The sequence below is a fragment of the Cellulomonas sp. URHE0023 genome, from assembly GCF_000688475.1.
In the GTDB taxonomy this organism is placed as follows: Bacteria; Actinomycetota; Actinomycetes; order Actinomycetales; family Cellulomonadaceae; genus Cellulomonas.
The window spans coordinates 190,950-217,446 of sequence record NZ_JIAN01000005.1 but is presented as its reverse complement, the minus strand read 5'-3'; the positions used below and the strand labels follow the sequence as shown (position 1 = coordinate 217,446).

General features: G+C 69.9%; 21 protein-coding genes and 1 riboswitch. Of the genes, 16 read left to right on the top strand and 5 right to left on the bottom strand.

Annotated features, from left to right (window positions below):
• Positions 1–3: 3 nt before the first annotated feature.
• Positions 4–1,257 carry an NAD(P)/FAD-dependent oxidoreductase gene (locus N553_RS0100970; protein WP_051639731.1) on the bottom strand — a complete coding sequence of 418 codons (1,254 nt, stop codon included), beginning with the start codon at positions 1,255–1,257 and terminating at the stop codon, positions 4–6.
• 173 nt (positions 1,258–1,430) lie between these two features.
• On the opposite strand from N553_RS0100970, the gene N553_RS0100965 reads away from it, so the two are divergent.
• Positions 1,431–1,733, top strand: a complete 303-nt coding sequence (locus N553_RS0100965) for a DUF3017 domain-containing protein (protein ID WP_231505129.1) — start codon at positions 1,431–1,433, stop codon at positions 1,731–1,733.
• 70 nt (positions 1,734–1,803) lie between these two features.
• Here N553_RS0100965 and N553_RS20490 read toward each other — a convergent pair whose 3' ends face one another.
• Positions 1,804–2,805: an MIP family channel protein gene (locus N553_RS20490; protein WP_028044977.1), complete on the bottom strand. Its 1,002-nt coding sequence runs from the start codon at positions 2,803–2,805 to the stop codon at positions 1,804–1,806.
• Between the two features lie 306 nt (positions 2,806–3,111).
• Between N553_RS20490 and N553_RS0100955 the strand changes: the two genes are divergently transcribed.
• From N553_RS0100955 to N553_RS20470, 10 genes are all read left to right on the top strand, one after another.
• Positions 3,112–4,329 carry an NADP-dependent isocitrate dehydrogenase gene (locus N553_RS0100955; RefSeq protein ID WP_028044976.1) on the top strand — a complete coding sequence of 406 codons (1,218 nt, stop codon included), beginning with the start codon at positions 3,112–3,114 and terminating at the stop codon, positions 4,327–4,329.
• A gap of 194 nt (positions 4,330–4,523) precedes the next feature.
• Positions 4,524–5,516 (top strand): malate dehydrogenase, encoded by a 993-nt coding sequence (locus tag N553_RS0100950; RefSeq protein WP_028044975.1) that lies wholly within the window; start codon positions 4,524–4,526, stop codon positions 5,514–5,516.
• A 1-nt stretch (position 5,517) separates the two neighbouring features.
• Positions 5,518–5,928 carry a hypothetical protein gene (locus N553_RS20485; RefSeq protein ID WP_051639730.1) on the top strand — a complete coding sequence of 137 codons (411 nt, stop codon included), beginning with the start codon at positions 5,518–5,520 and terminating at the stop codon, positions 5,926–5,928.
• A complete protein-coding gene (locus N553_RS0100940) occupies positions 5,867–6,199 on the top strand; it encodes a DUF167 domain-containing protein (RefSeq protein ID WP_369796642.1) in 333 nt (110 codons plus the stop codon). Before N553_RS20485 ends, N553_RS0100940 begins: the two co-directional genes overlap by 62 nt.
• Positions 6,200–6,506: 307 nt before the next feature.
• A complete protein-coding gene (gene pulA / locus N553_RS20480; protein WP_051639729.1) occupies positions 6,507–12,317 on the top strand; it encodes a pullulanase-type alpha-1,6-glucosidase in 5,811 nt (1,936 codons plus the stop codon).
• Between the two features lie 371 nt (positions 12,318–12,688).
• Positions 12,689–13,837: a multiple monosaccharide ABC transporter substrate-binding protein gene (gene chvE / locus N553_RS0100925; RefSeq protein ID WP_028044973.1), complete on the top strand. Its 1,149-nt coding sequence runs from the start codon at positions 12,689–12,691 to the stop codon at positions 13,835–13,837.
• A 94-nt stretch (positions 13,838–13,931) separates the two neighbouring features.
• The gene (mmsA, locus tag N553_RS0100920) at positions 13,932–15,470 is read left to right on the top strand and encodes a multiple monosaccharide ABC transporter ATP-binding protein (RefSeq protein ID WP_028044972.1); all 1,539 of its coding nucleotides are present in this window, start codon (positions 13,932–13,934) and stop codon (positions 15,468–15,470) included.
• Entirely contained in the window at positions 15,467–16,648 is a 1,182-nt protein-coding gene (gene mmsB, locus N553_RS0100915; protein WP_028044971.1) for a multiple monosaccharide ABC transporter permease, read from the top strand. The genes mmsA and mmsB overlap by 4 nt, the downstream gene beginning before the upstream one ends.
• A gap of 63 nt (positions 16,649–16,711) precedes the next feature.
• Positions 16,712–17,923, top strand: a complete 1,212-nt coding sequence (locus N553_RS20475) for an ROK family transcriptional regulator (protein WP_369796641.1) — start codon at positions 16,712–16,714, stop codon at positions 17,921–17,923.
• A 63-nt stretch (positions 17,924–17,986) separates the two neighbouring features.
• The gene (locus N553_RS20470) at positions 17,987–18,766 is read left to right on the top strand and encodes an ATP-binding cassette domain-containing protein (RefSeq protein ID WP_051639728.1); all 780 of its coding nucleotides are present in this window, start codon (positions 17,987–17,989) and stop codon (positions 18,764–18,766) included.
• 62 nt (positions 18,767–18,828) lie between these two features.
• On the opposite strand, the gene N553_RS0100900 is transcribed toward N553_RS20470, so the two are convergent.
• The gene (locus N553_RS0100900) at positions 18,829–20,127 is read right to left on the bottom strand and encodes an ABC transporter substrate-binding protein (RefSeq protein ID WP_028044970.1); all 1,299 of its coding nucleotides are present in this window, start codon (positions 20,125–20,127) and stop codon (positions 18,829–18,831) included.
• Positions 20,128–20,495: 368 nt separating this feature from the next.
• The gene (gene purU, locus N553_RS0100895; protein WP_028044969.1) at positions 20,496–21,359 is read right to left on the bottom strand and encodes a formyltetrahydrofolate deformylase; all 864 of its coding nucleotides are present in this window, start codon (positions 21,357–21,359) and stop codon (positions 20,496–20,498) included.
• A gap of 48 nt (positions 21,360–21,407) precedes the next feature.
• Between purU and N553_RS0100890 the strand changes: the two genes are divergently transcribed.
• Entirely contained in the window at positions 21,408–21,899 is a 492-nt protein-coding gene (locus tag N553_RS0100890) for a GNAT family N-acetyltransferase (protein ID WP_028044968.1), read from the top strand.
• Positions 21,900–21,907: 8 nt separating this feature from the next.
• Here N553_RS0100890 and N553_RS0100885 read toward each other — a convergent pair whose 3' ends face one another.
• Positions 21,908–22,582 carry a hypothetical protein gene (locus tag N553_RS0100885; RefSeq protein ID WP_028044967.1) on the bottom strand — a complete coding sequence of 225 codons (675 nt, stop codon included), beginning with the start codon at positions 22,580–22,582 and terminating at the stop codon, positions 21,908–21,910.
• Between the two features lie 149 nt (positions 22,583–22,731).
• A riboswitch (ZMP/ZTP riboswitch) is annotated at positions 22,732–22,822 on the top strand.
• 64 nt (positions 22,823–22,886) lie between these two features.
• Here N553_RS0100885 and glyA point away from each other — a divergent pair.
• From glyA to N553_RS0100865, 4 genes are all read left to right on the top strand, one after another.
• On the top strand, positions 22,887–24,170 hold the full coding sequence (glyA, locus tag N553_RS0100880; protein WP_028044966.1) for a serine hydroxymethyltransferase: 1,284 nt from the start codon (positions 22,887–22,889) through the stop codon (positions 24,168–24,170).
• Positions 24,170–25,054, top strand: a complete 885-nt coding sequence (locus tag N553_RS0100875) for a bifunctional methylenetetrahydrofolate dehydrogenase/methenyltetrahydrofolate cyclohydrolase (RefSeq protein ID WP_028044965.1) — start codon at positions 24,170–24,172, stop codon at positions 25,052–25,054. Before glyA ends, N553_RS0100875 begins: the two co-directional genes overlap by 1 nt.
• Before the next feature lie 73 nt (positions 25,055–25,127).
• On the top strand, positions 25,128–25,607 hold the full coding sequence (locus N553_RS0100870) for a VOC family protein (protein WP_028044964.1): 480 nt from the start codon (positions 25,128–25,130) through the stop codon (positions 25,605–25,607).
• A 39-nt stretch (positions 25,608–25,646) separates the two neighbouring features.
• Positions 25,647–26,459 (top strand): exodeoxyribonuclease III, encoded by an 813-nt coding sequence (locus N553_RS0100865; protein WP_028044963.1) that lies wholly within the window; start codon positions 25,647–25,649, stop codon positions 26,457–26,459.
• Positions 26,460–26,497: the final 38 nt, after the last annotated feature.

Here is a 26,497-nt window from a genome sequence, read left to right as displayed (position 1 = left end):
GCGCTAGCGGGAGGCGTCCCGCAGCGCGACCGACGTGTCGCGCGCTCGCACCCGGTCGAGCCTGGGCAGCCCGGCGGCGGTGAACAGCCGCCGGGCCGCCCCGACGTCGCGCGGACGGTCGACCGTGAGGATCGCGCTGACGGTCTCCGTCCCGGGGCGGAACCACAGCGCGCTCCACCCGTCCCCACCCGCCGGGTCGCCGCGCAGCAGGACCTCGTCGTCGACGTGCCGGACACCGAACAGGGCGAGCTCGTGGCCCAGCTGCGTGGAGAACACGTACGGGGCCGGGTCGCTCGCCGGCCCGCCCGCGCCGAGAAGGTCGGCGACGAGGTCCGTGGGACCGCGCAGAGCTCCGTCCCAGTGCCCGCCGGGCACCCAGCCGTGCCGAGGCGACCGTCGGAGCGCGACGTCCCCGACCGCGCGGACCCGTCGGGGTGCACCCAGGACGACGTGGTGCTCGTCGACGCGCAGTGAGCCGTCCGGCTCCTGCGGCAGCGCGGAGCCGAGCCACGCGGTCGTCGGGCGCGCACCGATCGCGGCGAGCACCACGTCGGCCGGGGTGAGGGTCCCGTCGGCCAGTGCCACCCCGTTGCTGCCCACCTCGACGACGTGCGCACCCCGTCGCAGGTGCACGCCCGCGCTCGCGTACCACGGGGCGGTGAACGCGCCGACGACCGGCCCGAGCGCCGCCCCGAGCGGGTCTCCCGTGGCCTCCAGCACCGTGACGTCCACGCCGGCTGCCGTGGCGACGGTCGCGACCTCGGCACCGATCCAGCCCGCCCCGATGATGACAAGCCGGACGCCGGGCACGAGGGCCGTGCGCAGGACCTCGGCGTCGGCCGCGGTGTGCAGGGTCAGCGCCGCCTCCCATCCCGGTGGCAGGACGGCGTGGGCGCCGGTCGCCAGGACGACCGCGTCGGCCGTGCGGGAGCCGTCGGCGGCCTGCACCTCGACGCCCGTGCCGGTGACCCGCAGCCCGCGTGCGGGTGTGCCGAGGTGCACCTCGTCGGCGAGAGCCTGCAGGTCCGCGCCGATCTCGTCCCGCAGCCAGGTCGGGGTCGGGCGGTCCAGGAGGTGCTTGGACAGGGGCGGACGGTCGTAGGGCGCGACCCCCTCCGCGCACAGCACCTCGATGCGACCGTCGAACTCCCGTTCCCGCAGCTCCGCGACGGTTCGCGTGGCCGCGAGTCCGCCGCCGACCACCAGGACCGATCGCGGGAGGGCGGCTGGAGGGGCGACGGATTCCGGCTCACTCACCTGGCAACGGTAGTCTCCGGACGGGAGGCTGATCGATGGTGCACGAGCGGACGAGCAGCGGCGCGGGGCTACGCCCGACGCCGCTACCACGCGTCGGTGAGCCAGGGCCGGAACAGCCCGCCGCCCCGGCTCCGGAGCCACTCGCCTCGTCCGGGCCTATCCCGGTCGAGCAGGTGCCCCTCGACCCGCGCGCCATCGCCCGTGCGTCGCTCGCCGCGGACCGCAACGCGTCCCTGTGGTGGGTGAGTGGCGGGATCCTCGTCGCTCTCGTCGTGTCGCTCGCCGTGGGCACGCGGGCGGGCTCGGTCGTGCTCGCCGCGGTCGTCGCGGCGTGCGCCGTCGTCCGATGGACCGCACCTGCACCCGGACCGGTGGCGTTGTCGGTCCGCGCCAAGGGGATCGACGTCACGGTGCTCTTCCTGCTCGCGCTCGGCCTCAGCCTGCTGGCGGCGGTGCTGCCCGACGGCTGGGTCTGAGCGCACCTCCGCAGACGCACGAGAGCCCGGGACCGCAGCGGTCCCGGGCTCTCGTCGTCGAGGTGTCGGCTCAGCGCTCGGTGACGACCAACGTGTCCTCGGTCGTGACGAACTCCTCGTCCTCCTCCAGGAGGTTGTCCTGCACCGGCTCGGCCGCGAAGGCGCGGTAGACGAGGCCGGAGAGGGCGGCGCCCACGATCGGGGCGACCACGAACAGCCACAGCTGCTTCCACGCCCAGCTCTCGGAGAAGACCGCCGCGGCGAACGAGCGTGCCGGGTTCAGCGACGCGTTCGTGATCGGGATCGCCACGAGGATCAGGACGGCGAGCGCGAGGCCGATCGCCAGGGGCGCCGAGACGCTCGTCGCGCGGCGGTCCGTGGCGCCCAGGATGACGCCGACGAACAGCGCGGTGACGACGATCTCGATGAGGAGGGCGGAGACCAGCGTGAAGCTGACCTGACCCTGCGAGGCGACGGCGAGGGGCGAGTGCTCCTCGTAGCCGTTCGCGACACCGGAGAAGAACGACTGCTTGGTGGCCTCGGCGCCCTGCGCGAGCAGGCTCGGCAGCTTGTCGGGGATCGTCGTGAACAGCACTGCCGCAGCGGCGGTCGCCCCGAAGAGCTGTGCCAGCCAGTAGGGCAGGACGTCCTTCCACGCCGTGCGTCCGGCGATCGCCGCGCCGACGGTCACCGCGGGGTTGAAGTGCCCACCGGAGACGTGCCCGACCGCGACCGCGCCCGCGAGGACCGCGAGCCCGAAGGCCAGACCGACTGCGAGTGCGCTGCTCACACCGCTGACGCCCAGGTAGAGGGCGACGCCGAGACCTGCGAGCACGAGAAGGAACGTGCCGAACGCCTCGGCCCCCAGCTTCGCGAGCAGGCTCGGCCCGGCGACGATGACTGACCCGGCGGGCACGAAGACGGCCTCGTACTCGTTGGGCGCGCTCTCGGGCTCGCTCTGCGGCGTGGCCTCGCCCGCCGGGGCGGCGGGCTCGGGTGTGCTCTCGACGATCGTCTCGTCGGCGGCGGGCTCAGGCAGGGCCGCGGCCTTGTCTGCGTTGTCCTGTGACATGTCGTTCCTGTCGTGAGAATCGGGAGGTGTCGGGCAGGTGCGCGTGGAGCGTGCCACGCCCGCCTGTGCACACGTCGGCCGGCTGGCGTCCGCCCGTGGGGGCCAGCATGCCAGTCTGAGCGGGCGCGGGTCACGGTGCGCGCCGATGCGCGTTGCTGATCAGTGTGAGCGCTTCGTCCTGGTCTGACCCTCGCAGCCTCCCGCAAGTCTCTCGATGTCGAGTAATCTTGCCCACGGACCCGCGCCGGCACCTCGATCTCTTTCTCGTGCCGTGCCCCCACCCGTCCCCAGCACAGGAGATCCCGCATGGCGAAGATCAAGGTTGTCGGCCCGGTCGTCGAGCTCGACGGCGACGAGATGACGCGCATCATCTGGCAGTTCATCAAGGACCGCCTGATCCACCCGTACCTCGACGTCGACCTGCGCTACTACGACCTGTCGATCCAGAACCGCGACGCCACCGACGACCAGGTGACGATCGACGCGGCCCACGCCATCAAGGAGCACGGCGTCGGGGTCAAGTGCGCGACGATCACGCCCGACGAGGCCCGCGTCGAGGAGTTCGGCCTGAAGAAGATGTGGGTCTCGCCCAACGGCACGATCCGCAACATCCTCGGCGGCGTCGTGTTCCGCGAGCCGATCATCATCTCCAACATCCCGCGCCTGGTGCCGGGCTGGAACAAGCCGATCATCATCGGCCGTCACGCCCACGGCGACCAGTACAAGGCGACCAACTTCAAGGTCCCCGGCGCCGGCACGCTGACCCTGACCTACACCCCGGCGGACGGCTCCGAGCCGATCAACCAGACGGTCGTGACGTACCCCGACGGCGGCGGCGTCGCGATGGGCATGTACAACTTCAACGACTCGATCCGCGACTTCGCGCGCGCCTCGTTCGCCTACGGCCTGCAGCGCGGCTACCCGGTCTACCTGTCGACGAAGAACACGATCCTCAAGGCCTACGACGGCGCGTTCAAGGACATCTTCCAGGAGGTGTTCGACGCCGAGTACGCCGCGCAGTTCGCCGAGGCCGGCCTGACGTACGAGCACCGCCTCATCGACGACATGGTCGCCGCCGCGATGAAGTGGGAGGGCGGCTACGTCTGGGCCTGCAAGAACTACGACGGTGACGTCCAGTCGGACACGGTCGCACAGGGCTTCGGCTCGCTCGGCCTGATGACGTCCGTGCTCATGACGCCCGACGGCAAGACGGTCGAGGCCGAGGCGGCGCACGGCACGGTGACGCGTCACTTCCGCCAGCACCAGGCCGGCAAGCCGACCTCGACCAACCCCATCGCGTCGATCTTCGCCTGGACCGGCGGCCTCAAGCACCGCGGCAAGCTGGACAGCACCCCCGAGGTGACGCAGTTCGCGGAGACGCTCGAGCAGGTCGTCATCGAGACGGTCGAGTCGGGTGCCATGACCAAGGACCTCGCGTCGCTGGTCGGCCCCGACCAGGCCTGGCAGACGACCGAGGAGTTCCTCGCGACGCTCGACGCCAACCTGGCGGCCAAGCTCGCCTGACGACCCACCCCACGAACGGCGCCCACGGTCACCGTGGGCGCCGTTCGTGCGTCGCCGGTCGTGTCGGCTCCGGCTCGGTGGGCGTTCGCCACGTGAAGGGTCCCGCGGCGCCCTCGCCGCGCGACCGCGGTAGCGTGCCCGTAGCGCAGGTACGTCCATCTGATGCGCCATCGGCCGACCGAAGGAGCCCGTTCGTGACCGCCAGCTCGCCTGTCACCGTCACCGTCACCGGAGCCGCCGGGCAGATCGGCTACGCACTGCTCTTCCGGATCGCCTCGGGTCAGCTGCTCGGGCCGGACGTCCCGGTCCGGCTGCGGCTGCTGGAGATCCCGCAGGCGGTCAAGGCTGCCGAGGGCACCGCGATGGAGCTCGACGACTGCGCATTCGTGACGCTCGACAGCGTGGAGATCTACGACGACGCCACGGCGGCGTTCGACGGCGTCAACGTCGCCCTGCTGGTGGGCGCCCGACCTCGGACCGCGGGCATGGAGCGCGGTGACCTGCTGTCGGCGAACGGTGGCATCTTCAAGCCGCAAGGCGAGGCGATCAACGCTGGTGCGGCATCCGACGTGCGCGTCCTCGTGGTGGGCAACCCGGCCAACACCAACGCGTTCATCGCCGCCTCCCACGCGCCGGACGTGCCCAGCGACCGGTTCACGGCCATGACTCGCCTGGACCACAACCGGGCGGTCGGGCAGCTCGCGAAGAAGACCGCTTCTCCGGTGTCCGACATCGCGCGCGTGACGATCTGGGGCAACCACTCCGCGACGCAGTACCCGGACCTGTCGCACGCCACGGTGGACGGGAAGCCGGCGCAAGCGGTCGTCGACGACGAGGCGTGGGTCCGTGACACGTTCATCCCGACCGTGGCCAAGCGCGGCGCGGCGATCATCGAGGCGCGCGGTGCGTCGTCGGCGGCGTCGGCGGCGAACGCGGCGATCGACCACGTGTTCTCGTGGGTGAACGGCACCCCGGCGGGCGACTGGACCTCGGCAGGCATCGTCTCGGACGGGTCGTACGGGGTTCCCGAGGGCCTGATCTCGTCGTTCCCCGTGACGTCGGCGGGCGGCAGCTGGCAGATCGTGCCGGACCTGTCCGTCGACGACTTCTCGCGGAGCCGCATCGACGCCTCGGTCGCGGAGCTCGTTGAGGAGCGCGACGCGGTGCGGGCGCTCGGCCTGATCTGACATGTGGGCGCAGGACGTCGCCGTCCCACGCGCGGGCACGAGCGTCTCTGCATTCGTCGGCTGGCTCCTGCTCGGCGTCTGCGTCGGGGCGGGGTTCGGGCGCCCTGCGGTGCTCGGGCTGGTCGTCGGCCTCGCCGGGATGCTGCTCGCGGGGGTGCTGGTCGCCCGGCAGGGGCTGCGGCCCGCGCAGTGGGGCTTGGTCGCCGGCCTGAGCGCACTGCCCTTCTCGCTCGCCTGGAAGAACCGCAACTGGCCGGAGGCTTCGTGCACGACCACGATGCCGATCTCCTGCAGCACGTCGATGTCGCCCCTGCCGTTCGCGCTGGTCGGCGTCGTCCTCGTCGTCCTCGGTGCCGTGCTCTTCGTGCGCATGCGGCGCGCGCCCCGACTCATCGACCCGCCGAGGCGATGACGTGCGCGTTGCCGTACGCGTCAGGCCTGGCGCGTCGAGGACCGCGGTCGGAGGGACGTACGGCGATCGGTTGGTGGTCGCCGTGACAGCGCGTGCCGTCGATGGTGCGGCAACCGCGGCGGTGCTCAGGGCGCTGGCGGCGGCGCTGGGGGTCCGGCCGCGGCACGTGCGGCTGGTCTCGGGGTCCACCAGCCGGGACAAGGTGGTGGAGATCGACGATGCTGCGGCCTCCGACCTCCAGGCGCGGGTGGCTCAGCTCCTTGCGGCCTAGGACGCACCTCCACTGCGGGCCACGCCGAGCCCCGCCTCGCCGTCGTCTGACTCGAGCGGATCGAGCAGCTGGCCGCGTCGTGCCGGGAGGCCCGCCAGTGCGGTGGCGGGCCACGCCGCCCACCCCGTGATCAAGGCCTGCGAGGGCACGACTGAGAGCGCCCCGGCGGCGGTGCGGTCCGCGAGCCGGTGCTTTGCAACGTTTGACCGATTCTCTTGCTGCAAGTTACTGCAAACGGATACGGTCTGCGACATCACCCGGCACAGCCCGCGAACAGTGACGTCCGCGGGAAGACGAAGGAGTCGCCATGTCGCCCGCCGACGCCCCCGGACGCGCCACGAGCTGGCGCCGTCCGGTCGCCGCAACCACCGCTGTCGCAGTCACGCTTCTCGGCCTCGTGGGGGCTGCGGTCGTCGCGACCCCGGCCGCGGCGGCCGAACGCACCGTCGCCCTCGTCGGAGACCTGCAGAGCGAGCTCGGCTGCCCGGGCGACTGGCAGCCGGACTGTGCGCAGACGGAGCTCACGCCGACGGACGTGGCCGGCCGGTACTCCGCCGAGTTCACGGTGCCGGCCGGGACCTACGCGTACAAGGTCGCCCTCAACGACACCTGGGACGAGGCCTACGGCGGCAACGGCGGCGGTGACAACACCCCGCTCGTGCTGGCCGGCCCGTCGACGATCAGGTTCACCTACGACGACACGACGCACCGCACGGCGCTGAACCCGGTCGGCCTGCCCGGGGGATACACCGCCGCCGACGACGCGATCGTCGCCGACCCGGTGCGCGACCCGGGAGCCGGGCAGCAGTTCTACTTCGTCATGACCGACCGGTTCGCCGACGGCGACGCGACCAACGACACGGGTGGGTTGACGGGTGACCGCCTCACCACCGGCTTCGACCCGACCGACAAGGGCTTCTACGAGGGCGGCGACCTCGCGGGCCTGCACGACAGGCTGGACTACATCCAGGGACTCGGCACCACGGCGATCTGGCTGACACCGTCGTTCAAGAACAAGCCGGTGCAGGGCACAGGGGCGGATGCCTCGGCCGGGTACCACGGGTACTGGATCACCGACTTCACGCAGATCGACCCGCACCTGGGCACCAACGCCGAGCTCGAGTCGCTGATCGCCGACGCCCACGCGCGCGGCATCAAGGTGTACTTCGACATCATCGCCAACCACACCGCCGACGTCATCGACTACGCGCAGCAGACGTACGACTACGTCGACCAGGCGACGAGCCCGTACAAGGACGCGGCCGGCACGACGTTCGACCCGCACACCTATGCGGGCACGGACACGTTCCCGGCGATGGACGCTGCGACGAGCTTCCCCTACACGCCGGTGATCAAGCCCGAGGACGAGCACGCCAAGGTCCCCGACTGGCTGAACGACCCGACGCTCTACCACAACCGCGGAAACTCGACCTACACGGGCGAGTCGACGACGTACGGAGACTTCTCGGGCCTCGACGACCTCATGACGGAGAACCCCGCGGTCGTGAACGGGTTCGTCGACGTGTACGACCAGTGGGTCGACCGGGGTGTGGACGGCTTCCGCATCGACACCGCCAAGCACGTCAACTTCGAGTTCTGGCAGAGGTTCACGACCGCGGTGCGTGACCACGCGGCGTCCGTCGGCAACCCCGACTTCTTCATGTTCGGTGAGGTCTACGACGCCGACCCGGCCAAGCTCTCGCCGTACCTGCGCAACAGCGACATGAACGGCGTCCTGGACTTCACGTTCCAGTCCGCGGCGACGACCTACGCCAAGGGCTTCTCGGCAGCCGGTCTGCACGCGCTGTTCGCGGGCGACGACATGTACACGACACCCACGACGAACGCGCAGGCGCTGCCCACCTTCCTCGGCAACCACGACATGGGCCGCGTCGGCTACATGGTCAAGGACGCGAGCAACCCTGAGCAGCGTTCCGAGCTGGCCCACTCGCTCATGTACCTGACCCGCGGGCAGCCGGTCGTGTACTACGGCGACGAGCAGGGCTTCGAGGGTGCAGGGAACGGGCAGGACAAGAACGCCCGGCAGTCGCTGTTCGCCACGCAGGTGCCCGAGTACGCGGACCAGCCGCTCCTGGACGGCACCACTGCCGGGTCGGTGGACCGCTACGACACCGACTCGGTGCTCTACCGGCACATCTCCGAGCTTGCGGCCCTGCGGGCCTCGAGCAAGGCTCTGACAGACGGAGCGCAGATCGAGCGGTACGCCACGGACTCCGTCTACGCGTTCTCGCGTGTCGACGCGACGGAGAAGATCGAGCACCTCGTCGCGCTCAACAGCGGCACGGCGCCCGCGACGGTCACGGTCGACACCCTGACGCCCGGTGCGACGTTCGCTCCGTTGTACGGGACGTCGACGAGTGCGACGGCAGCGGCCGACGGCAACCTCACGATCACCGTCCCGGCGCTCGGCGCCGTCGTGCTGAAGGCCGGCTCGACTGTCGGGTCCCCGACGACCGCGGGCGCCATCACGCTCAGCACCCCGGCCGCGGGCACGGCGCTGAAGGGCCTGGTCCCGGTCACCGCCGACGTGGCCGCGGACGTGTGGAGCCAGACGTCGTTCGCGTACCGGGTGGTCGGTGACGACACGTGGACGGCACTGGGCACGGCGGAGTCGACGACCCCGCGCGTGTACGCCGACGTGAGCGGCCTGGACGCCGGGGCACTGGTGGAGTACCGCGCGGTGACCGTCGACGCGGCAGGCCACAGGAGTGCCGCCTCCACGTTCGCGAGCGTCGGCAACGCCGTCGACGGCGTGGTGCCGCCCACCGAGCCGGGCGACCTGCTGGTGACCGTGCCGGGCAGCCACAACACCGAGATGGGCTGCCCGGGAGACTGGCAGCCGGAGTGCACGTCGGCGAAGCTCACCAAGCGGGCCGACGGGGTCTATGCCGGGACCTTCACGATCCCGGCCGGCTCCTACGAGTACAAGGTCGCGATCGGCGGCACCTGGGACGAGAACTACGGTGCCGGCGGAGCGGCGGGCGGAGGCAACGTCGCCTACACGCTCGCGTCCGACGGACCCGTGACGTTCTACTACGACCCGTCGACCCACTGGTTCACCTCGACCGCGCAAGGTCCGATCCTGACGGTCCCCGGTTCCGACAACAGCGAGCTGGGCTGCGCCGGCGACTGGGCGCCGGACTGCATGGCGACCTGGCTTCAGGACCCCGACGGCGACGGCACCTACACGTTCGTCGCACCGGACCTGCCCGTCGGCGCCTACGAGGTCAAGGTCGCGCACAACCTCTCGTGGGACGAGAACTACGGCGCCGGGGGAGCGCGGGGTGGCGCGAACATCCCGTTCACCGCACCCGGTGGCAAGCCCGTGACCTTCACGTACGTGCTCGCCACGCACACGCTCACGGTCGAGGTGACCGACCCGCCGCTGCAGGGCACGGGCGAGGAGCGAGCGCAGTGGATCGACGCGTCGACCATCGCGTGGCCGGCCGCGTGGGTGCCGTCGGGGACCGACCCCGCGTCGCTCGCCTGGCGGCTGCACGGGTCGCCGGACGAGCGGCCCGTGGTCGCCGACGGTGCGGTGACGGGCGGCGACGGTTCCCCGGTGACGCTCACGTACGTCCCCGCGGGACTCTCGGACGCGCAGAAGGCACGCTTCCCGGCGCTGGCGACCGGCTACCTCGCGCTGCACGTCGAGGCGTCGTCGCAGCGTGCGCAGGACCTGCTCCGCGGGGCTCTGCTGGTCACCCAGGCGAGCGGAGACACGCTGCAGGCCGCGACCGGCGTCCAGGTCCCTGGGGTCCTCGACGACCTCTACGCGGCGAAGGCGGGCAAGCGCACGCTGGGGACCACGTGGTCCAGGGGTGTCCCGTCGCTGGCCCTGTGGGCGCCGACCGCACAGCATGTCGACCTGCTCGTCTGGGCCGGGAGCGGGGCCGACCCGGCCCGGGTGACCGCCGAGCGCCAGAAGGACGGCTCGTGGACGGTCGGCGGCAAGAAGTCGTGGACCGGGAAGCAGTTCCTCTGGGAGGTCACGGTCTACGCCCCGACGACCGACAAGGTCGAGGTCAACCAGGTCACCGACCCCTACTCGGTGGCGCTCACCGTGAACTCGACCCGGTCCGTGCTCGTCGACCTCGCCGACAAGGCCTTCCGGCCGAGCCAGTGGGAGAAGGCGAAGCAGCCGGTCGTGCGGCCCGTGGACCAGACGATCTACGAGCTGCACGTGCGTGACTTCTCGATCAGTGACCCCACCGTGCCGGCAGCCCAGCGGGGGACGTACCTCGCGTTCGCGTCCCACGGTGCGGGCCGCCAGCACCTGCGCTCGCTGGAGAAGGCCGGCTTGACCACGATCCACCTGCTGCCGACGTTCGACATCGCGTCCATCCAGGAGGACCGGACCCAGCAGTCGACCCCCGCGTGCGACCTGGCGTCGTACGCCGCGGACTCCGACCAGCAGCAGGCCTGCGTCACCGCGGTCGCGTCGAGCGACGGGTTCAACTGGGGCTACGACCCGCTGCACTGGCAGTCGCCTGAAGGGTCCTACGCGGTGCACCAGGACGGCGGCGGCCGCGTGGCCGACTTCCGCACCATGGTGGGCGCGCTGCACGCCGACGGTCTGCAGGTGGTGCTCGACCAGGTGTTCAACCACACCACGGCGAGCGGGCAGGCTCCGCAGTCGATCCTCGACCGCGTGGTCCCCGGCTACTACCAGCGGCTGTCTGCAACGGGATCCGTCGAGACGTCCACCTGCTGCCAGAACGTCGCGACCGAGCACGCGATGGCCGAGAAGCTCATGGTCGACTCGGTGGTGACGTGGGCTCGTGACTACAAGGTCGACGGCTTCCGGTTCGACCTCATGGGCCACCACTCGGTCGACACCATGAAGGCCGTCCGCAAGGCGCTGGACAAGCTGACACCGCGTGCAGACGGGGTCGACGGTTCGGAGGTCTACCTCTACGGCGAGGGCTGGAACTTCGGGGAGGTGGCGAACAACGCCCTGTTCACGCAGGCGACGCAGGGCCAGCTGGGCGGCACGGGCATCGGGACGTTCTCCGACCGCCTGCGCGACGCCGTCCGCGGCGGCGGCCCGTTCGACACCAACCCGCACATCCAGGGCTTCGGCTCGGGCGGTGGGACGGACCCGAACGGTGACCCGGTCAACGGCACGGACGCCGAACAGGCTGCGCGAGCGGCGCACGACGCCGACCTCGTGAGGCTCGGGATGGCCGGCAACCTGCGCGACTTCGCCTTCGAGACGAGTGGCGGCACGGTCCAGACCGGTGCGGAGATCGACTACAACGGGCAGCCGGCTGGCTACGCCGACTCCCCGGAGGAGGTCATCACGTACGTCGACGCCCACGACAACGAGACCCTGTGGGACTCCCTGACGTACAAGCTGCCGACGGACACCGTTATGGCGGACCGCGTGCGGATGAACACGGTCTCGCTGGCCACGACGGCACTGGCGCAGACGCCGTCCTTCTGGCACGCGGGCGCCGACCTGCTGCGCAGCAAGTCGCTCGACCGCAACAGCTACGACTCAGGCGACTGGTTCAACTCGCTCGACCTGTCCGGCAAGGACAACGGCTTCGGTCGGGGTCTGCCGCCCAAGGGCGACAACGAGCCGAAGTGGCCGTTCCAGCAGCCGCTGCTGGCCGACCCTGCGCTCAAGCCGACGCCGGCCGACATCGCGACGGCCTCGGCCGCTGCCGACGACCTGCTGAAGCTGCGGTTCTCGACGCCTCTGTTCCGCCTGGGCTCGGCGTCCCTGATCGAGCAGAAGGTGGCGTTCCCGGGCTCGGGGCCGGACGCCGCCCCTGGCGTGGTCGTCATGACGATCGACGACCGACCGCACTGGGACGGCACCGCCAAGCGGTGGAGCAAGGACGTGGACAAGGCACTGGACGGTGTTCTCGTCGTGGTGAACGCCTCGGACGTGACCACGACGCAGAGCGTGCCGGCGTTGGCTCGCCACGCGCTGACGCTGTCGCCGGTCCAGGCGCGGGGCAGTGACCCGGTGGTGCGTGCGACGACGTGGGAGAAGGCCACGGGGACGGTCACCGTCCCGCCTCGGACCGTCGCGGTGCTGGTGGAGAGGGCGCACTCGGGCTCCGGGGGAGGTGCGCACCGGTCGTGAGTCGCCTCAGGTGACGCCAGGACCGCAGACACAGAGGCCCGCGACCAGGTGGTCGCGGGCCTCTGTGCTGGACTGAACTCCGCACCGTTCGGGTGTTCGGGTGAGCGCTCACATCACCCGTATGCGTCGCGGAACCCGCAGGAATCCGGCCGTTATCAAACAGATACAAAGCAATATCACCACGATCCATTGACTTCGCGAACCGAACGTAAGAATCTTTCTCCGCTGCACCGCCGCAGACCACGCCCTGGGGTCGGTGCAGCCGGGGACCGACCGCAGCGAGGTACCAGATCGCGCGCGGTTCAGGAGCGCCCGTGCATCCCAGGTCCGATCTCTCCGGGCCTCTCTCAACGACGAGTAGGAGCACAGCAATGCGACGGATCACGATGGCTGCGGCGGGTGCGATCTTCGCGCTCTCCCTGGCCGCATGCTCGGGCAGCGGTGCAGGCAGCACCGACGACGAGAGCACCGGGGCTCCGGCCGACACCGGCGACCTCACCATCGGTGTCGCCATGCCGACGCAGGAGTCCGAGCGGTGGATCGCGGACGGCGACGCCGTCAAGTCGGGTCTGGAGAAGGCCGGGTACAAGGTCGACCTCCAGTACGCGAACAACGACATCCCCACGCAGCAGCAGCAGATCGACCAGATGATCACCAAGGGCGCCGACCTTCTGATCCTCGCCTCGATCGACGGCACCGCACTGTCCAACCAGCTGCAGTCGGCCGCGGACAACGACATCCCGGTCATCGCGTACGACCGTCTGATCCGTGACAGCGAGAACGTCGACTTCTACGTGACGTTCGACAACTACAAGGTCGGCGTCCAGCAGGCGACGTCCCTGCTCGTCGGCCTGGGCCTCCTCAAGGCTGACGGCTCGAAGGGCGACGCGGCCGGACCGTTCAACATCGAGCTGTTCGCCGGCTCGCTGGACGACAACAACGCGCACTTCTTCTTCAAGGGCGCGATGGACACGCTGCAGCCGTACATCGACGACAAGACGCTCGTCGTGAAGTCCGACCAGACCAAGATCGAGCAGGTCGCCACGCTGCGCTGGCTGCAGGAGACCGCGCAGAAGCGCATGGAGGACCTCCTGACGTCGACCTACTCGGACGGCTCCAAGGTCCAGGGCGTCCTGTCGCCGTACGACGGCCTGTCCCGCGGCATCATCACCGCGCTGCAGAACGCCGGCTACGGCCCGGGCATCGACGCAGGCATGCCGATCGTGACCGGCCAGGACGCCGAGATCGCGTCCGTCAAGCTCATCAACGACGGCGTGCAGTACTCGACGATCTTCAAGGACACGCGCAAGCTCGCCGACCAGGCCGTCACGTCGGCCCAGGCCTTCCTGGCCGGCGACAAGCCCGAGGCGAACGACACCGAGTCGTACGACAACGGCGTCAAGGTCGTCCCGTCCTTCCTGCTCGACTCGGACATCGTCTACAAGGACAACATCCAGTCGCTGCTGATCGACTCCGGCTACTGGTCTGCGGACGAGGTCGCCAGCGGCCAGGCGTCCTGACCCACCCTGCAGGGATCGCGCTCCCCACGCCGGCCGGCAGCGTCCGGCCGGCGTGGGGGCGTGCCCACGACCACGAAGGATGGTGGAGGCCGCCATGGCGACACCCATTCTGGAGATGCAGTCCATCACCAAGACGTTTCCCGGCGTCAAGGCGTTGCAGGACGTGTCGATCAGCGTCGAACGCGGCGAGATCCACGCGATCTGTGGTGAGAACGGGGCTGGCAAGTCGACCCTGATGAAGGTGCTGTCGGGCGTCTACGGCCACGGGACGTACGAGGGCAAGATCATCTTCGACGGTGAGGAGATGGAGTTCGGGTCGATCAACGACTCGGAGGCCCGCGGGATCGTGATCATCCACCAGGAGCTTGCGCTCGTCCCGTACCTCTCGGTCGCGGAGAACATCTTCCTCGGCAACGAACGCGTCCGACGCGGGCTCATCGACTGGAACCTGACCAACCAGGACGCAGCCGCGCTGCTCGCCCGGGTCGGCCTCGACGAGCTCCCGGTGACTCCCGTCGGACAGCTGGGTGTCGGCAAGCAGCAGCTGGTGGAGATCGCGAAGGCGCTGTCCAAGGAGGTCAAGCTCCTCATCCTCGACGAGCCGACCGCCGCGCTGAACGACAACGACTCCGAGCACCTGCTCGAGCTGCTCCGTCAGCTCAAGGGCCACGGGATCACGTCGATCATGATCTCCCACAAGCTCAACGAGATCGCGGAGATCGCGGACTCCACGACGATCATCCGAGACGGCAAGACCGTCGAGACGCTCAACATGGTGGCCGACGAGGTCACCCAGGAGCGCATCATCCGCGGCATGGTCGGCCGTGACCTGGGCCACCGGTTCCCCCCGCACGACTCCGTCGTCGGCGAGGAGGTGCTCAGGATCGAGAACTGGACCGTCAACCACCCGACCCAGGCCGAGCGCGTCGTCGTCGACAACGCGTCGCTCTCGGTGCGCGCCGGGGAGATCGTCGGGATCGCAGGCCTCATGGGCGCGGGACGAACCGAGCTGGCGATGTCGGTGTTCGGCCGCAGCTACGGCCGTGATATCTCGGGGAAGGTCTTCCTGCACGGCAACGAGATCCAGACGCGCACGGTGGACGAAGCGATCGAGCACGGCATCGCCTACGCCACCGAGGACCGCAAGAAGTTCGGCCTCAACCTCATCGAGGACATCCGGACCAACATCTCGTCGGCCAACCTCGACCAGATCTCCCGCGGGGGCTTCGTCAACTCGAACGAGGAGATCAAGGTTGCCGAGGAGTACCGCCAGAGCATGAACATCAAGGCGCCCTCCGTGATGGCCGTGACCGGCAAGCTCTCGGGCGGGAACCAGCAGAAGGTCGTGCTGAGCAAGTGGCTGTTCACCGATCCGCAGGTGCTCATCCTCGACGAGCCGACCCGTGGCATCGACGTCGGAGCCAAGTACGAGATCTACACGCTCATCAACAGGCTGGCCGAGGCAGGCCGGGCAGTGATCCTGATCTCCTCGGAGCTGCCCGAGCTCATCGGCATGTGCGACCGGATCTACACGCTCTCGGCAGGCCGGATCACCGGTGAGGTCGGCAAGGAGCACGCGACACAGGAACACCTGATGGAGCTCATGACTATGGAAAGGGGCCCGGTCCGATGACCGCAGTGGTAGGCCTGAAGGACCTCTTCACGAGGAACCTGCGGCAGAGTGGCATCTTCGTCGCGTTCATCGCGATCGTGGGCCTGTTCGCCATCCTGACGGACGGGACGCTGCTGAGCCCCGGCAACGTCACCAACATCGTGCTGCAGTACTCCTACGTCCTGATCCTCGCGATCGGCATGATGATCGTCATCATCGCCGGCCACATCGACCTCTCGGTCGGGTCGCTGGTGGCCCTCACGGGATCCGTGTCCGCCGTCGTCGTGATCCGGCACGGTCAGCCCTGGTGGGTCGGCGTCCTGGCCGGCGTCGCCGTCGGGCTCCTGTGCGGCATGTGGCAGGGGCTCTGGGTCGCGTACGTCGGGATCCCGGCGTTCATCGTCACGCTCGCGGGGATGCTCATATTCCGCGGCCTGACCCTCAAGGTCCTCGACAACATCTCTCTGTCGCCGTTCCCGGCCGAGTACCAGCGCATCGCCGGTGGCTTCCTGAACGGGTTCCTCGGCGGCAACGGGTACGACGTGTTCACCATCCTCATCGGTGCCGTGGCGGTGGTGGGCTACGCCGTCAGCCAGCTGCGCAGCCGCCAGGGTCGCATCCGCTACCAGCAGGCGGTCGAGTCGATGCCGATCTTCATCACCAAGATCGCGCTCGTCGGGATCGTCGTCATGGCGTTCGCCTACCAGCTGTCGCGCAGCCGTGGCCTGCCGATCGTGCTGCTCATCCTGGGCGTGCTGATCATCACCTACTCCGTCCTGACGTCGAAGACGAAGTTCGGGCGCCACGTCTACGCGATCGGCGGGAACCTGTCGGCCGCCCAGCTCTCCGGTGTGAAGGTCCCGCGGGTCAACTTCTTGATCTTCGTGAACATGGGCCTGCTCGCCGCGGTGGCGGGCGTCGTCTACTCGTCGCGGTCCAACGGCGCCCAGCCGGGTGCCGGCAACATGTTCGAGCTCGACGCGATCGCCGCCTGCTTCATCGGCGGAGCGTCGACGACCGGCGGTGTCGGACGGATCTCCGGCGCCATCGTCGGCGGTCTGCTCGTCGGCGTGATGAGCAACGGCATGCAGCTCATGGGCATCGACCAGGCCGTCCAGCAGGTGGTCAAGGGTCTGGTCCTCCTGCTGGCCGTCGCCTTCGACATCTTCAACAAGCGGCGGGCGAGCGCAGCCCGCTGACCTGGTAGGACGCCCTGCCCCGTTCCCCGCTGCGAGCGGGGCGGGGCGTCTATGCTCGCGACCGTGGAAGGGCGGGTGGCGATGTCGGGCTCGCAGTCCGCGCTGCGCGAGGCCAACCGCGCGCTCATCGTCGAGACCGTCCACCGCCACGGTGGGCTCACCCAGGTCGAGCTCGCCGGGGCGACCGGGCTCTCGACGGCGACGATCTCCACGATCGTCAAGGAGCTCCTGTCGGCGGGCGTGGTGGACACCCGCAACACCACCCGCAGCGGCCGTCGGGCGCAGATGGTCACCATCGCGCACCGCGTCGGCCTGGCCGTCGGGATCCACATCGGGGTGCGGCAGCTCAGGGTCGCCCTCGGCGACGTCTCGCACGAGGTCGTCGCCGAGCAGACCCTCCCGCTGCCGCACGAGCACCGCATGGACACCAGCCTGGACCGCGCTGCCCTGCTCGTCACCGACCTGCTCGAGCGGGTGGGTTCCGGGCTCGACGAGGTGGTCGGTGTCGGCATCGCGCTGCCCGCGCCCGTCGACAGCGCGACCGGCATGATCTCCGTCCGCGGCATCATGCGCGGCTGGGACGAGATCCACATCGGACACATCCTGTCCAAGCGGCTCGGGTGTCCTGTGTTCGTCGACAACGACGCCAACCTCGGAGCGCTCGCCGAGAGCGTGCAGGGCGCCTCACGCTTCTATCGGGACTCCGTCTTCGTGCGTGCGTCCTACACCACCGGTGCCGGGGTGGTTCTCGGCGGCCAGGTGCACCCGGGCTTCGCGGGAACAGCGGGGGAGATCGGGCACGTCCAGGTCGACCCGGCCGGCGACATCTGCCGGTGCGGGAGCCGTGGCTGCCTGGACACCGTCGTGGGTGCGTCCTCCCTCATCGAACCTCTGCGGGCGAGCCACGGCCCGCTGACGCTGCGCGACGTGGTGCAGAGGGCGGCCGACGGCGACGCCGGCTGCGCGCGGGTCGTCGCCGACGCGGGCTCGACGATCGGTGCCGTCGTCGCCGGGCTCGCCATCGCCCTCAACCCGCAGGCCGTCGTGGTCGGCGGTGAGCTGGCGGAGACCGGTGAGACCCTGCTCGCGCCGCTGCGCGACGCCATCCGCCATCGTGTCCTGCTCAACCAGATCGCTCCGCTCGAGGTGGTTCCCGCCGAGCTCGGCGAACGTGCGGAGGTCATCGGTGCGCTCGAGATGGTGTTCCGGTCCATCGACTTCGTCGCGCGCCCGTCGGAGCACTCCTCCCCGAGCGAACCGGGGATGGGTGATTGACGCGCATGCGTAACGGGTCTTCACTACGTCCTACCACGTGCCCAAAGGGGAGCAGGTGACAACATGATCGCAAGTCGCGTGCCGCTGCTCTCGCTCCGGCAGATCACCAAGCGGTTCGGGGCCGTGGAAGCTCTCGTCGGTGTCGACCTCGACGTTTACGCCCACCAGGTCGTCGCGCTCGTCGGCGACAACGGTGCGGGGAAGTCCACCCTGGCGAAGGTCATCTCCGGGGTCCTGCAGCCTGACTCGGGGCTCATCGAGATCGACGGTGACGCCCAGACGATCGCCTCACCTTCGGCTGCGCACACCCTGGGCATCGCGACCGTGTTCCAGGACCTTGCCCTGTGCGGGAACCTCGACGTGACGTCGAACATCTTCCTCGGGCGCGAGCTCACCGACGGCGGACTGCTCGACGACGGTCAGATGGAGCAGGTGGCCCGGCGCCTCCTGCTGGACCTGACCAGCCGGATCCCGTCGGTGCGCACCCCGCTGTCGGAGCTGTCGGCGGGTCAGCGTCAGGCGGTCGCGATCGCCCGGACTCTCATCGGGTCGCCGCGGCTCGTCGTGCTCGACGAGCCCACCGCCGCACTCTCGGTCGCCCAGACCGCCGAGGTGCTCACCTACATCGAGCGACTGCGCGAGCTGGGCCACGGCGTCATCCTCATCAGCCACAACATGAACGACGTGCGGGCCGTGTCCGACCGCATCGTCGTGCTGCGGCACGGCAGGAACAACGGGTCGTTCGACGCCGCGACCGCGAGCTACGAGTCGATCCTCGCCGCGATCACGGGTGCGACCTCACCGGACGACGAGATGGTGCGCCGGATGGCCGCCTTCCGCTGAGCCGACAAGAAGAGGGCCTCCCGACGCAGCGTCGGGAGGCCCTCTTCTTGGTGGTCGGCGTGTCAGCCCACGTTGGCCAGCCACGCGTCGACGAGCTCCGTCTGGAACGTCTCGAGGTCCGAGACGCCGGTCGTGAAGTTCACCGTGGCGTCACTGATCGCGCTCACCCACGCTCCCGGGGCAGCGGCACCGTGCGCGAGCGAGGACACGATGGTGTCCTGGCCGAACGACGTGATGGCCGTCTGCTGGTAGGCCGAGAAGTCTGCCGGGTTGGCGTCGGTGCGGGCCGGGATCGAGCCCTTGGCCTTGTTGAACGCGACCTGACCCTCGAGCGAGCCGATCGTGCTCAGCCAGTTCTTCGCGCCGGCGGGGTGCGGGGCGTTCACGGGCAGCGTGAAGGAGTCGGCCAGGAAGTCGAAGACGCCGTCGGTGCCGGGCACCGGGAAGTAGACGTAGTCGGTGGGTGCCTGCTTGCCGGCCCCGTCGAACGCCGCCGCGGCCCAGTCGCCCATGACGTTGAACGCCGCGGTGCCGTCGATGATCTGCTGCGTGGCGTCCGGCCACTCGAGGCCGTCACGGTCCTCGTTGGTGTAGCTGATCGCCCTGCCGAAGTCGGTCAGCGCCTTGGTGACCTCGGGGCCCTGCCAGTCGGTCTTCCCGTTCCACAGACCCGTGTAGGCGTCGGCGCCCAGGTCGGACAGCAGGACGGTCTCCAGCAGGTTGATCTGCGTCCAGGTCGTCGCGATCGACAGCGGCGTCAGGCCGGTGTTCTCCTTGACGGCGTCCATGGCAGCGAACCAGTCGTCCAACGTGGCGTAGGTGGCGGCCGGGTCCAGCCCTGCGCCCTTGAGCACCTCAGGGTTGGCCCAGACGACGTTGGCGCGGTGGATGTTCGAGGGGACCGAGTAGATCTTGCCGTTGACCGTGAGCCGGTCCACCAGGTCCTTCGGGAAGGAGTCGCGCAGACCGAACTCGTCGTACAGGTTCGAGACGTCCTGGACCTGGCCGGCCTTGATGTAGTCGGTGAGCTCGGCTCCGGCGTGCGCCTGGAACGTGTCCGGCGGGTTGTTGCTCTGCAGGCGGGTCTGCAGCAGCTCCTTGGCAGCCGAACCGGCGCCACCGGCGATCGCACCGTTCACGAACTCGGTGTCGGGGAACTGCTGGTTGAACACGGTCACGAGCGCGTCGAGGCCGGCCTTCTCGGAACCGTCGGCCCACCAGGTGAAGACCTCAGCCTGGGCGGCGTCACCAGTGTCGCCACCGCCGGAGGAGTCGCCGTCGTTCCCCGAGCAGGCTGCCAGCGCGAGGGTCGCTACTGCGATCCCGGCGGCCACCGCTGTGAACTTGCGTCCTGTACGCATGTGTTTCCTACGCCTTCTTTGCCGTTGGTGAAAGAGGTGATGCTCGCCGAGTGACCCGAACGGCAGCGGACTGATCCGCCGCCCGACGAGACGGGAGCGATCGTCGCAGGCCCGGCGACACGCCCAGAACGATCCGCATGGCATTCCATCGGCTGATTCGCCGTCGAAGTCAATGAACTGACCGAATGCTTCGCCACATCGTGATCTGGGCTCCCCAAGGCTAGACAGCAGGTCAAGCCCGTATGGGCCGCCGTGAGGTCCGCGCCGGGCGCGGTGTGATTCACCCGTACAGCCGCAGGTGAAACCGTGCCGGGGAGCGCTGTGGAGTCGGTCGACGGTGGGCCGTGACCTGCCGCCTCACGGCGGAGCTACTTGAAGACGATGGTTCGGTGGCCGTCGAGCAGGACGCGGTGCTCGGCGTGCCAGCGGACGGCCCGTGCGAGTGCCCGACGCTCTACGTCCTGACCGAGAGCGACCAGGTCCTCGACCGCGCGGGAGTGGTCCACCCGCTCGACGTCCTGCTCGATGATCGGGCCCTCGTCGAGGTCGCCCGTCACGTAGTGCGCGGTGGCCCCGATCAGCTTGACCCCGCGGTCGTGCGCCTGCGCGTACGGTCGGGCGCCCTTGAACGACGGGAGGAACGAGTGGTGGATGTTGATCACGCGGCCCTGCAACGCTCGGCACAGGTCGTCGGACAGGATCTGCATGTACCGCGCGAGGACGACGAGCTCGACGTCGAGCTCCGCGACGAGCTCGAGAAGGCGGGCCTCGGCCTGCGCCTTCGTCGCTGCGGTGACGGGCACGTGGTGGAACGGGATCCCGTAGAACCCGGCCAGCGGCTCGAGGGCGGTGTGGTTGGAGACGACGGCGACGAGGTCGACGGGAAGGTTCTCCGACCGCTGGCGGAACGCGAGGTCGTTCAGGCAGTGCGCCGCTGTGGAGCCCATGACGAGCGTCCGCATCGGCCGGCCCACGACGTCGAGGGACCACTGCATGCCGAACTCGTCGCCCAGGGACTCGAGGGCTGCGGTGAGGGCCTCGCGCGGCGCTGACGCGGTGACCTGCACGCGCATGAAGAACAGGCCCGACAGCGGGTCCCCGAACTGCTGGGACTCGGTGATGTTGCCGCCGAGCTCGGCCAGCAGCCCGGCGACGGCGTGGACGATGCCGGGCCGGTCGGGGCAGGACAGGGAGAGCACCCAGTGGGTCGGCTCGATCGTGGCGGAGGACACGAGTCCCGAGAGTAGTGGTCGCCGTGATCGGCTGACACGATGGGCGACATGACCACGGCCGACCTCGACATCCGTTCCGTGACCCTCGATGACGCCGGGGAGCTGCTGACGCTCCGTCGCGCCGCGTTCGTCACCGAGGCCCAGCAGTACGGCGACCCGCACATCCCGCCACTGACGCAGACCCTCGGCGAGCTGCAGGCCGACCTCCAGGCAGACGGCGTCATCACGCTCGGCGGCTGGTACGGGAACCGTCTCGTCGGCTCCATCCGCGTGCTCATCGAGGGCTCGAAGGCGACGCTCGGCCGGTTCGCCGTGGCCCCTGATCTCCAGGGCCAGGGCTTCGGCACCCAGATGCTCATGGCGATCCTGCCGTTCCTGCCCGACGGCATCGAGGAGGTCTGGGTGTTCACCGGACGCGACTCCGTGCAGAACATCGCCCTCTACGCCAAGCACGGCTACAAGCACCAGCACGACCAGACGGCCGGCGACCTGACGTACGCCTACCTGCGCAAGATCCTCGGCGACGGCTCCGAAGGCTGACCTGCAGCTCAGTCGCCGGGGATCTCCAGGGAGCCGAGGACGGTCGCCATCCAGGCGTCGAACTCCGGCGACGAGGGGCCGGTCAGCCAGATGCTCCCGAGATCCTTGCCCGCTTGCGTGAACCGGCCCGGGGGCAGAGGGACGACGTACGACGTGCGGCGAATCCCCCACGAGTCGACGGAGCGCAACCGGGCCGCGTCGCGCCCGTCGACCGTCAGGACGTCGACGTCGACGCCGTCGACACCCGCGTCGACGAGCGACTGGCGAACCGCGGCGGCGAGATCGCCGCGATCGGTTCCGAGGTCGCCCGTCTGCGCCCGTACCTGTATCTGGGTGAGGCTGTCAGATCCGAAGCCGACCGCCGTCGAGCAGCCCGCAGACTGCCGGTCGAGCTCCAGGCCTTCGGGCACGCGATAGCTGAAGCACGCAGTGGTCACGATGTCGTCGTCGGAATGGACTGGCTCGGCGGCGTCCACGACGACCGACCTGACCGCGCGTTCGTCGACGGGTGCCGAGCCATCGTGGCCGGCCAGCGTTAGGACGCCCGCGACGGCCAGCGCTGCGACGCCGACCAGCCCCGTGAGGCGCCACGCCGGTCGCGGCAGGGACCGCCGACGACGGGCCGGGACAGGTTGGTCCTCGTCGGGGCGGGTGGTGGTGCTGGTGGCGTGGGCCTGGGTCATGTGTGCTCCTCGGCTGGCGGTCGGTGCCGTGGGGGGACGGTACGGAGATCGCACGCTCTCGGGTCACGGTTGTGCACAGGCGCAGCTCGTCGCGCCGCCGACCGTCCCACGATCGACCGCTCCCCACTCGGCGTTCCGCTTGCTAGTCTGTGCGGCGTCGCGACTGGCGAAACGGGTGGGTCACCACCGGGGAGCGACGCAGCAGCAGCAGACCATGGGTCGGACGCCTGGGCCCCCGGTCACCCCACCGGTCCGACTACCGAGTGCGCGGTGACACCGTGCGCGCTGACTGCCAGGGAGTGCCATGAGCAACACCCCGATCCTCGACCAGAACATCTCCGAGCTCGACCCCGAGATCGCCGCCGTCCTCGACGGTGAGCTGGCTCGCCAGCAGGGCACGCTCGAGATGATCGCGAGCGAGAACTTCGTGCCCCGTGCCGTCCTGCAGGCGCAGGGCTCCGTGCTGACCAACAAGTACGCCGAGGGCTACCCGGGCCGCCGCTACTACGGCGGCTGCGAGCAGGTCGACATCGCCGAGAACATCGCGATCGACCGCGCCAAGTCCCTGTTCGGCGCCGAGCACGCGAACGTCCAGCCGCACTCGGGTGCCACCGCCAACGCGGCCGTGCTGCACGCCCTGATCAACGCGGGCGACAAGATCCTCGGCCTCGAGCTGGCCCACGGCGGCCACCTCACGCACGGCATGAAGATCAACTTCTCCGGCAAGCTGTACCAGGTCGGCGCCTACGGCGTGGACCCGGACACCTTCCTCGTCGACATGGACGTGGTCCGGGAGAAGGCTCTGGAGCAGCGGCCCGACGTGATCATCGGCGGCTGGTCCGCCTACCCGCGGCACCTCGACTTCGCGGCCTTCCGGTCGATCGCCGACGAGGTCGGCGCAAAGCTCTGGGTGGACATGGCGCACTTCGCCGGACTGGTCGCGGCCGGTCTGCACCCGAGCCCCGTGCCGCACTCCGACGTCGTCTCCAGCACGGTGCACAAGACGATCGGCGGCCCGCGCTCCGGCTTCATCCTGAGCCGCGAGGAGTACGCCAAGAAGATCGACTCGGCCGTCTTCCCGGGTCAGCAGGGTGGCCCGCTCATGCACGTGATCGCCGCCAAGGCCGTCGCGTTCAAGGTCGCCGGCACCGACGAGTTCAAGGACCGCCAGCAGCGCACGCTGGACGGTGCCCGGCTCATCGCCGAGCGGCTCTCCGCGCCCGACGTCGCCAAGGCCGGTGTCTCGGTCCTCACGGGCGGTACGGACGTGCACCTGGTGCTCGTCGACCTGCGGCACTCGGACCTCGACGGCCAGCAGGCCGAGGACCTCCTGCACTCGGCCGGCATCACGGTCAACCGCAACGCGGTGCCCTTCGACCCGCGCCCCCCGCGCGTCACGTCGGGTCTGCGCATCGGCACGCCGGCGCTCGCGTCGCGTGGCTTCGGCGACGCCGAGTTCACGGAGGTCGCGGACATCATCGCGAACGCCCTGATCAACGGTGCCTCGACGGACCTCGACGCGCTCAAGGCCCGCGTCCTCAAGCTCACCGACTCCTTCCCGCTCTACGACGGCCTGCAGCAGTACTGATGACGGCCCAGCTTCTCGACGGGACCGCCACCGCGAAGCGGATCAAGGCCGAGCTGACCGAGCGGGTGGCCGCACTGGCCACCCGCGGGGTCCGGCCTGGCCTGGGCACGCTCCTGGTCGGCGACGACCCGGGGTCGCAGTGGTACGTGGCCGGCAAGCACAAGGACTGCGCCGAGGTGGGCATCGCCTCGATCCGTGAGGACCTGCCCGCCACGGCGACGCAGGACGAGATCGAGGCGGCGGTCCGGCGGCTCAACGAGGACCCCACCTGTACGGGGTTCATCGTGCAGCTCCCGCTGCCCAAGGGCATCGACACCAACCGGGTGCTCGAGCTGGTCGACCCCGACAAGGACGCCGACGGCCTCCACCCGACCAACCTCGGACGCCTGGTGCTGCGGGTCAACGAGCCGGTCACGTCTCCGCTGCCGTGCACCCCGCGCGGGATCATCGACCTGATGCTGCGGCACGACATCGACCTGCACGGTGCGGACGTCGTCGTCGTCGGTCGGGGCGTGACGGTCGGCCGTTCGATCGGGCTGCTGCTCACGCGCCGGGAGATCAACGCGACCGTGACCCTCACCCACACGGGCACCGACGACCTCGCGGAGCACACCCGGAACGCGGACGTGATCGTGGCGGCCGCCGGCGTGCCGGGGATCATCACGGCGGACATCGTCAAGCCCGGCGCCGTCGTGATCGACGTCGGCGTCTCGCGGTCGGTGGACGCGGAGACCGGCAAGAGCCGAGTCGTCGGCGACGTGGACCCGGGCGTGCGCGAGGTCGCCTCCTGGGTGTCACCCAACCCGGGTGGCGTGGGTCCGATGACGCGCGCCATGCTGTTGAGCAACGTCGTCGACACCGCAGAACGACTGCTCGGAGCCTGAGACACCGTCACGCCCCGGCAGCCCTCGCGGCTGTCGGGGCGTGACGCCGTCCCCGCCGCCGAAGGAGCCGATGATGGGTATCGTCCGTCCGCACCTGTGGTTCGACGACCAGGCCGAGGATGCCGCCCGCTTCTACGTCTCGGTCATCCCCAACACGGCGATCCGGTCGGTCGTGCGCGCACCTGCGGGGACGCCGGGGGTGGCCGAGGGTGCGGCGTTCATCGTGGAGCTCACGCTCGACGGCATGCCCGTCACGTTCCTCAACGGCGGGCCCGTGCTCACGCTGGACGACGCGTTCTCGTTCGTCGTCGACTGCCGGACCCAGGACGAGATCGACCACTACTGGTCGGCGCTGCTCGCCGACGGTGGCGTGGAGTCGCAGTGCGGGTGGCTGAAGGACCGGTTCGGCGTGTCGTGGCAGGTCACACCCGCAGACCTGGAGCGCTGGATGGGCGAGGGCGCCGACCCGGAGGGCACGGCTCGCGTGATGGCGGCGCTCCTGTCCATGGTCAAGCTCGACCTCGCGACGCTCGAGGCCGCGTACGCCGGGTAGCCGTCGATCGGTGTCCTCGGGCGATGCTTGGATGGTCCGGTGCTGACCATCGCGAGCGTGAACGTCAACGGGATCCGGGCCGCCTACAAGCGGGGGATGGGTGCGTGGCTCGAGGCGCGCAAGCCCGACGTGGTGCTCCTGCAGGAGGTCCGTGCGTCCGACGAGATCCTGGCCGACCACCTGCCGCCCGGTGAGTGGCACCTCGCGCACGAGGCGAGCGAGAAGGCCGGCCGGGCCGGTGTCGCCATCGCGTCGCGGCTGCCGATGAACGCCGTGCGGATCGGGCTCAAGACGGGCGTCACCGGCGACTCGGGGCGCTGGGTGGAAGCGGAGCTGGCGCTGGCTGCGCACGAGGGCGCACCGGCACGGACCCTGACGGTCGTGTCGACCTACCAGCACTCCGCGACCGCCGGTACGCCGTCGTTGGACGCGAAGTACGAGTTCCTCGACCACGTGACCTCGCGTCTGGCCGAGATCGCCGAGGGCGGCGGGTACGCCGTCGTCGCCGGGGACCTGAACATCGCTCACCGCGAGGTCGACCTCAAGAACTGGAAGGGGAACCTCAAGCACGCGGGGTTCCTCCCGCGCGAGCGCGCCTACCTCGACCGTTGGTTCGACGACCTCGGCTGGCGCGACCTCGGCCGCGAGCTCGGCGGGGAAGGGCCGGGACCGTACACGTGGTGGTCGTGGCGCGGCCAGGCCTTCGACAACGACGCCGGCTGGCGCATCGACTACCAGCTGGCGACACCCGACCTGGCCGATGCGGCCGTCAGTGCGACGGTCGACCGGGCGCCCACCTACGCCGAGCGCTTCTCCGACCACGCGCCGGTCGTCGTCGAGTACGACCTATGAGGTGATCTGTCCCGGATGTCCGATCGGGTAGCGTGACA

What these genes read in the sequence shown, in the direction of transcription:
- N553_RS20490 (WP_028044977.1), bottom strand. Translation starts at nt 2,805, where the DNA reads ATGTCACAGGACAACGCAGACAAGGCCGCGGCCCTGCCTGAGCCCGCC.
- N553_RS0100955 (WP_028044976.1), top strand. Translation starts at nt 3,112, where the DNA reads ATGGCGAAGATCAAGGTTGTCGGCCCGGTCGTCGAGCTCGACGGCGAC.
- N553_RS20485 (WP_051639730.1), top strand. Translation starts at nt 5,518, where the DNA reads ATGTGGGCGCAGGACGTCGCCGTCCCACGCGCGGGCACGAGCGTCTCT.
- pulA (WP_051639729.1), top strand. Translation starts at nt 6,507, where the DNA reads ATGTCGCCCGCCGACGCCCCCGGACGCGCCACGAGCTGGCGCCGTCCG.
- chvE (WP_028044973.1), top strand. Translation starts at nt 12,689, where the DNA reads ATGCGACGGATCACGATGGCTGCGGCGGGTGCGATCTTCGCGCTCTCC.
- mmsA (WP_028044972.1), top strand. Translation starts at nt 13,932, where the DNA reads ATGGCGACACCCATTCTGGAGATGCAGTCCATCACCAAGACGTTTCCC.
- mmsB (WP_028044971.1), top strand. Translation starts at nt 15,467, where the DNA reads ATGACCGCAGTGGTAGGCCTGAAGGACCTCTTCACGAGGAACCTGCGG.
- N553_RS20470 (WP_051639728.1), top strand. Translation starts at nt 17,987, where the DNA reads ATGATCGCAAGTCGCGTGCCGCTGCTCTCGCTCCGGCAGATCACCAAG.
- N553_RS0100900 (WP_028044970.1), bottom strand. Translation starts at nt 20,127, where the DNA reads ATGCGTACAGGACGCAAGTTCACAGCGGTGGCCGCCGGGATCGCAGTA.
- N553_RS0100890 (WP_028044968.1), top strand. Translation starts at nt 21,408, where the DNA reads ATGACCACGGCCGACCTCGACATCCGTTCCGTGACCCTCGATGACGCC.
- N553_RS0100885 (WP_028044967.1), bottom strand. Translation starts at nt 22,582, where the DNA reads ATGACCCAGGCCCACGCCACCAGCACCACCACCCGCCCCGACGAGGAC.
- glyA (WP_028044966.1), top strand. Translation starts at nt 22,887, where the DNA reads ATGAGCAACACCCCGATCCTCGACCAGAACATCTCCGAGCTCGACCCC.
- N553_RS0100875 (WP_028044965.1), top strand. Translation starts at nt 24,170, where the DNA reads ATGACGGCCCAGCTTCTCGACGGGACCGCCACCGCGAAGCGGATCAAG.
- N553_RS0100870 (WP_028044964.1), top strand. Translation starts at nt 25,128, where the DNA reads ATGGGTATCGTCCGTCCGCACCTGTGGTTCGACGACCAGGCCGAGGAT.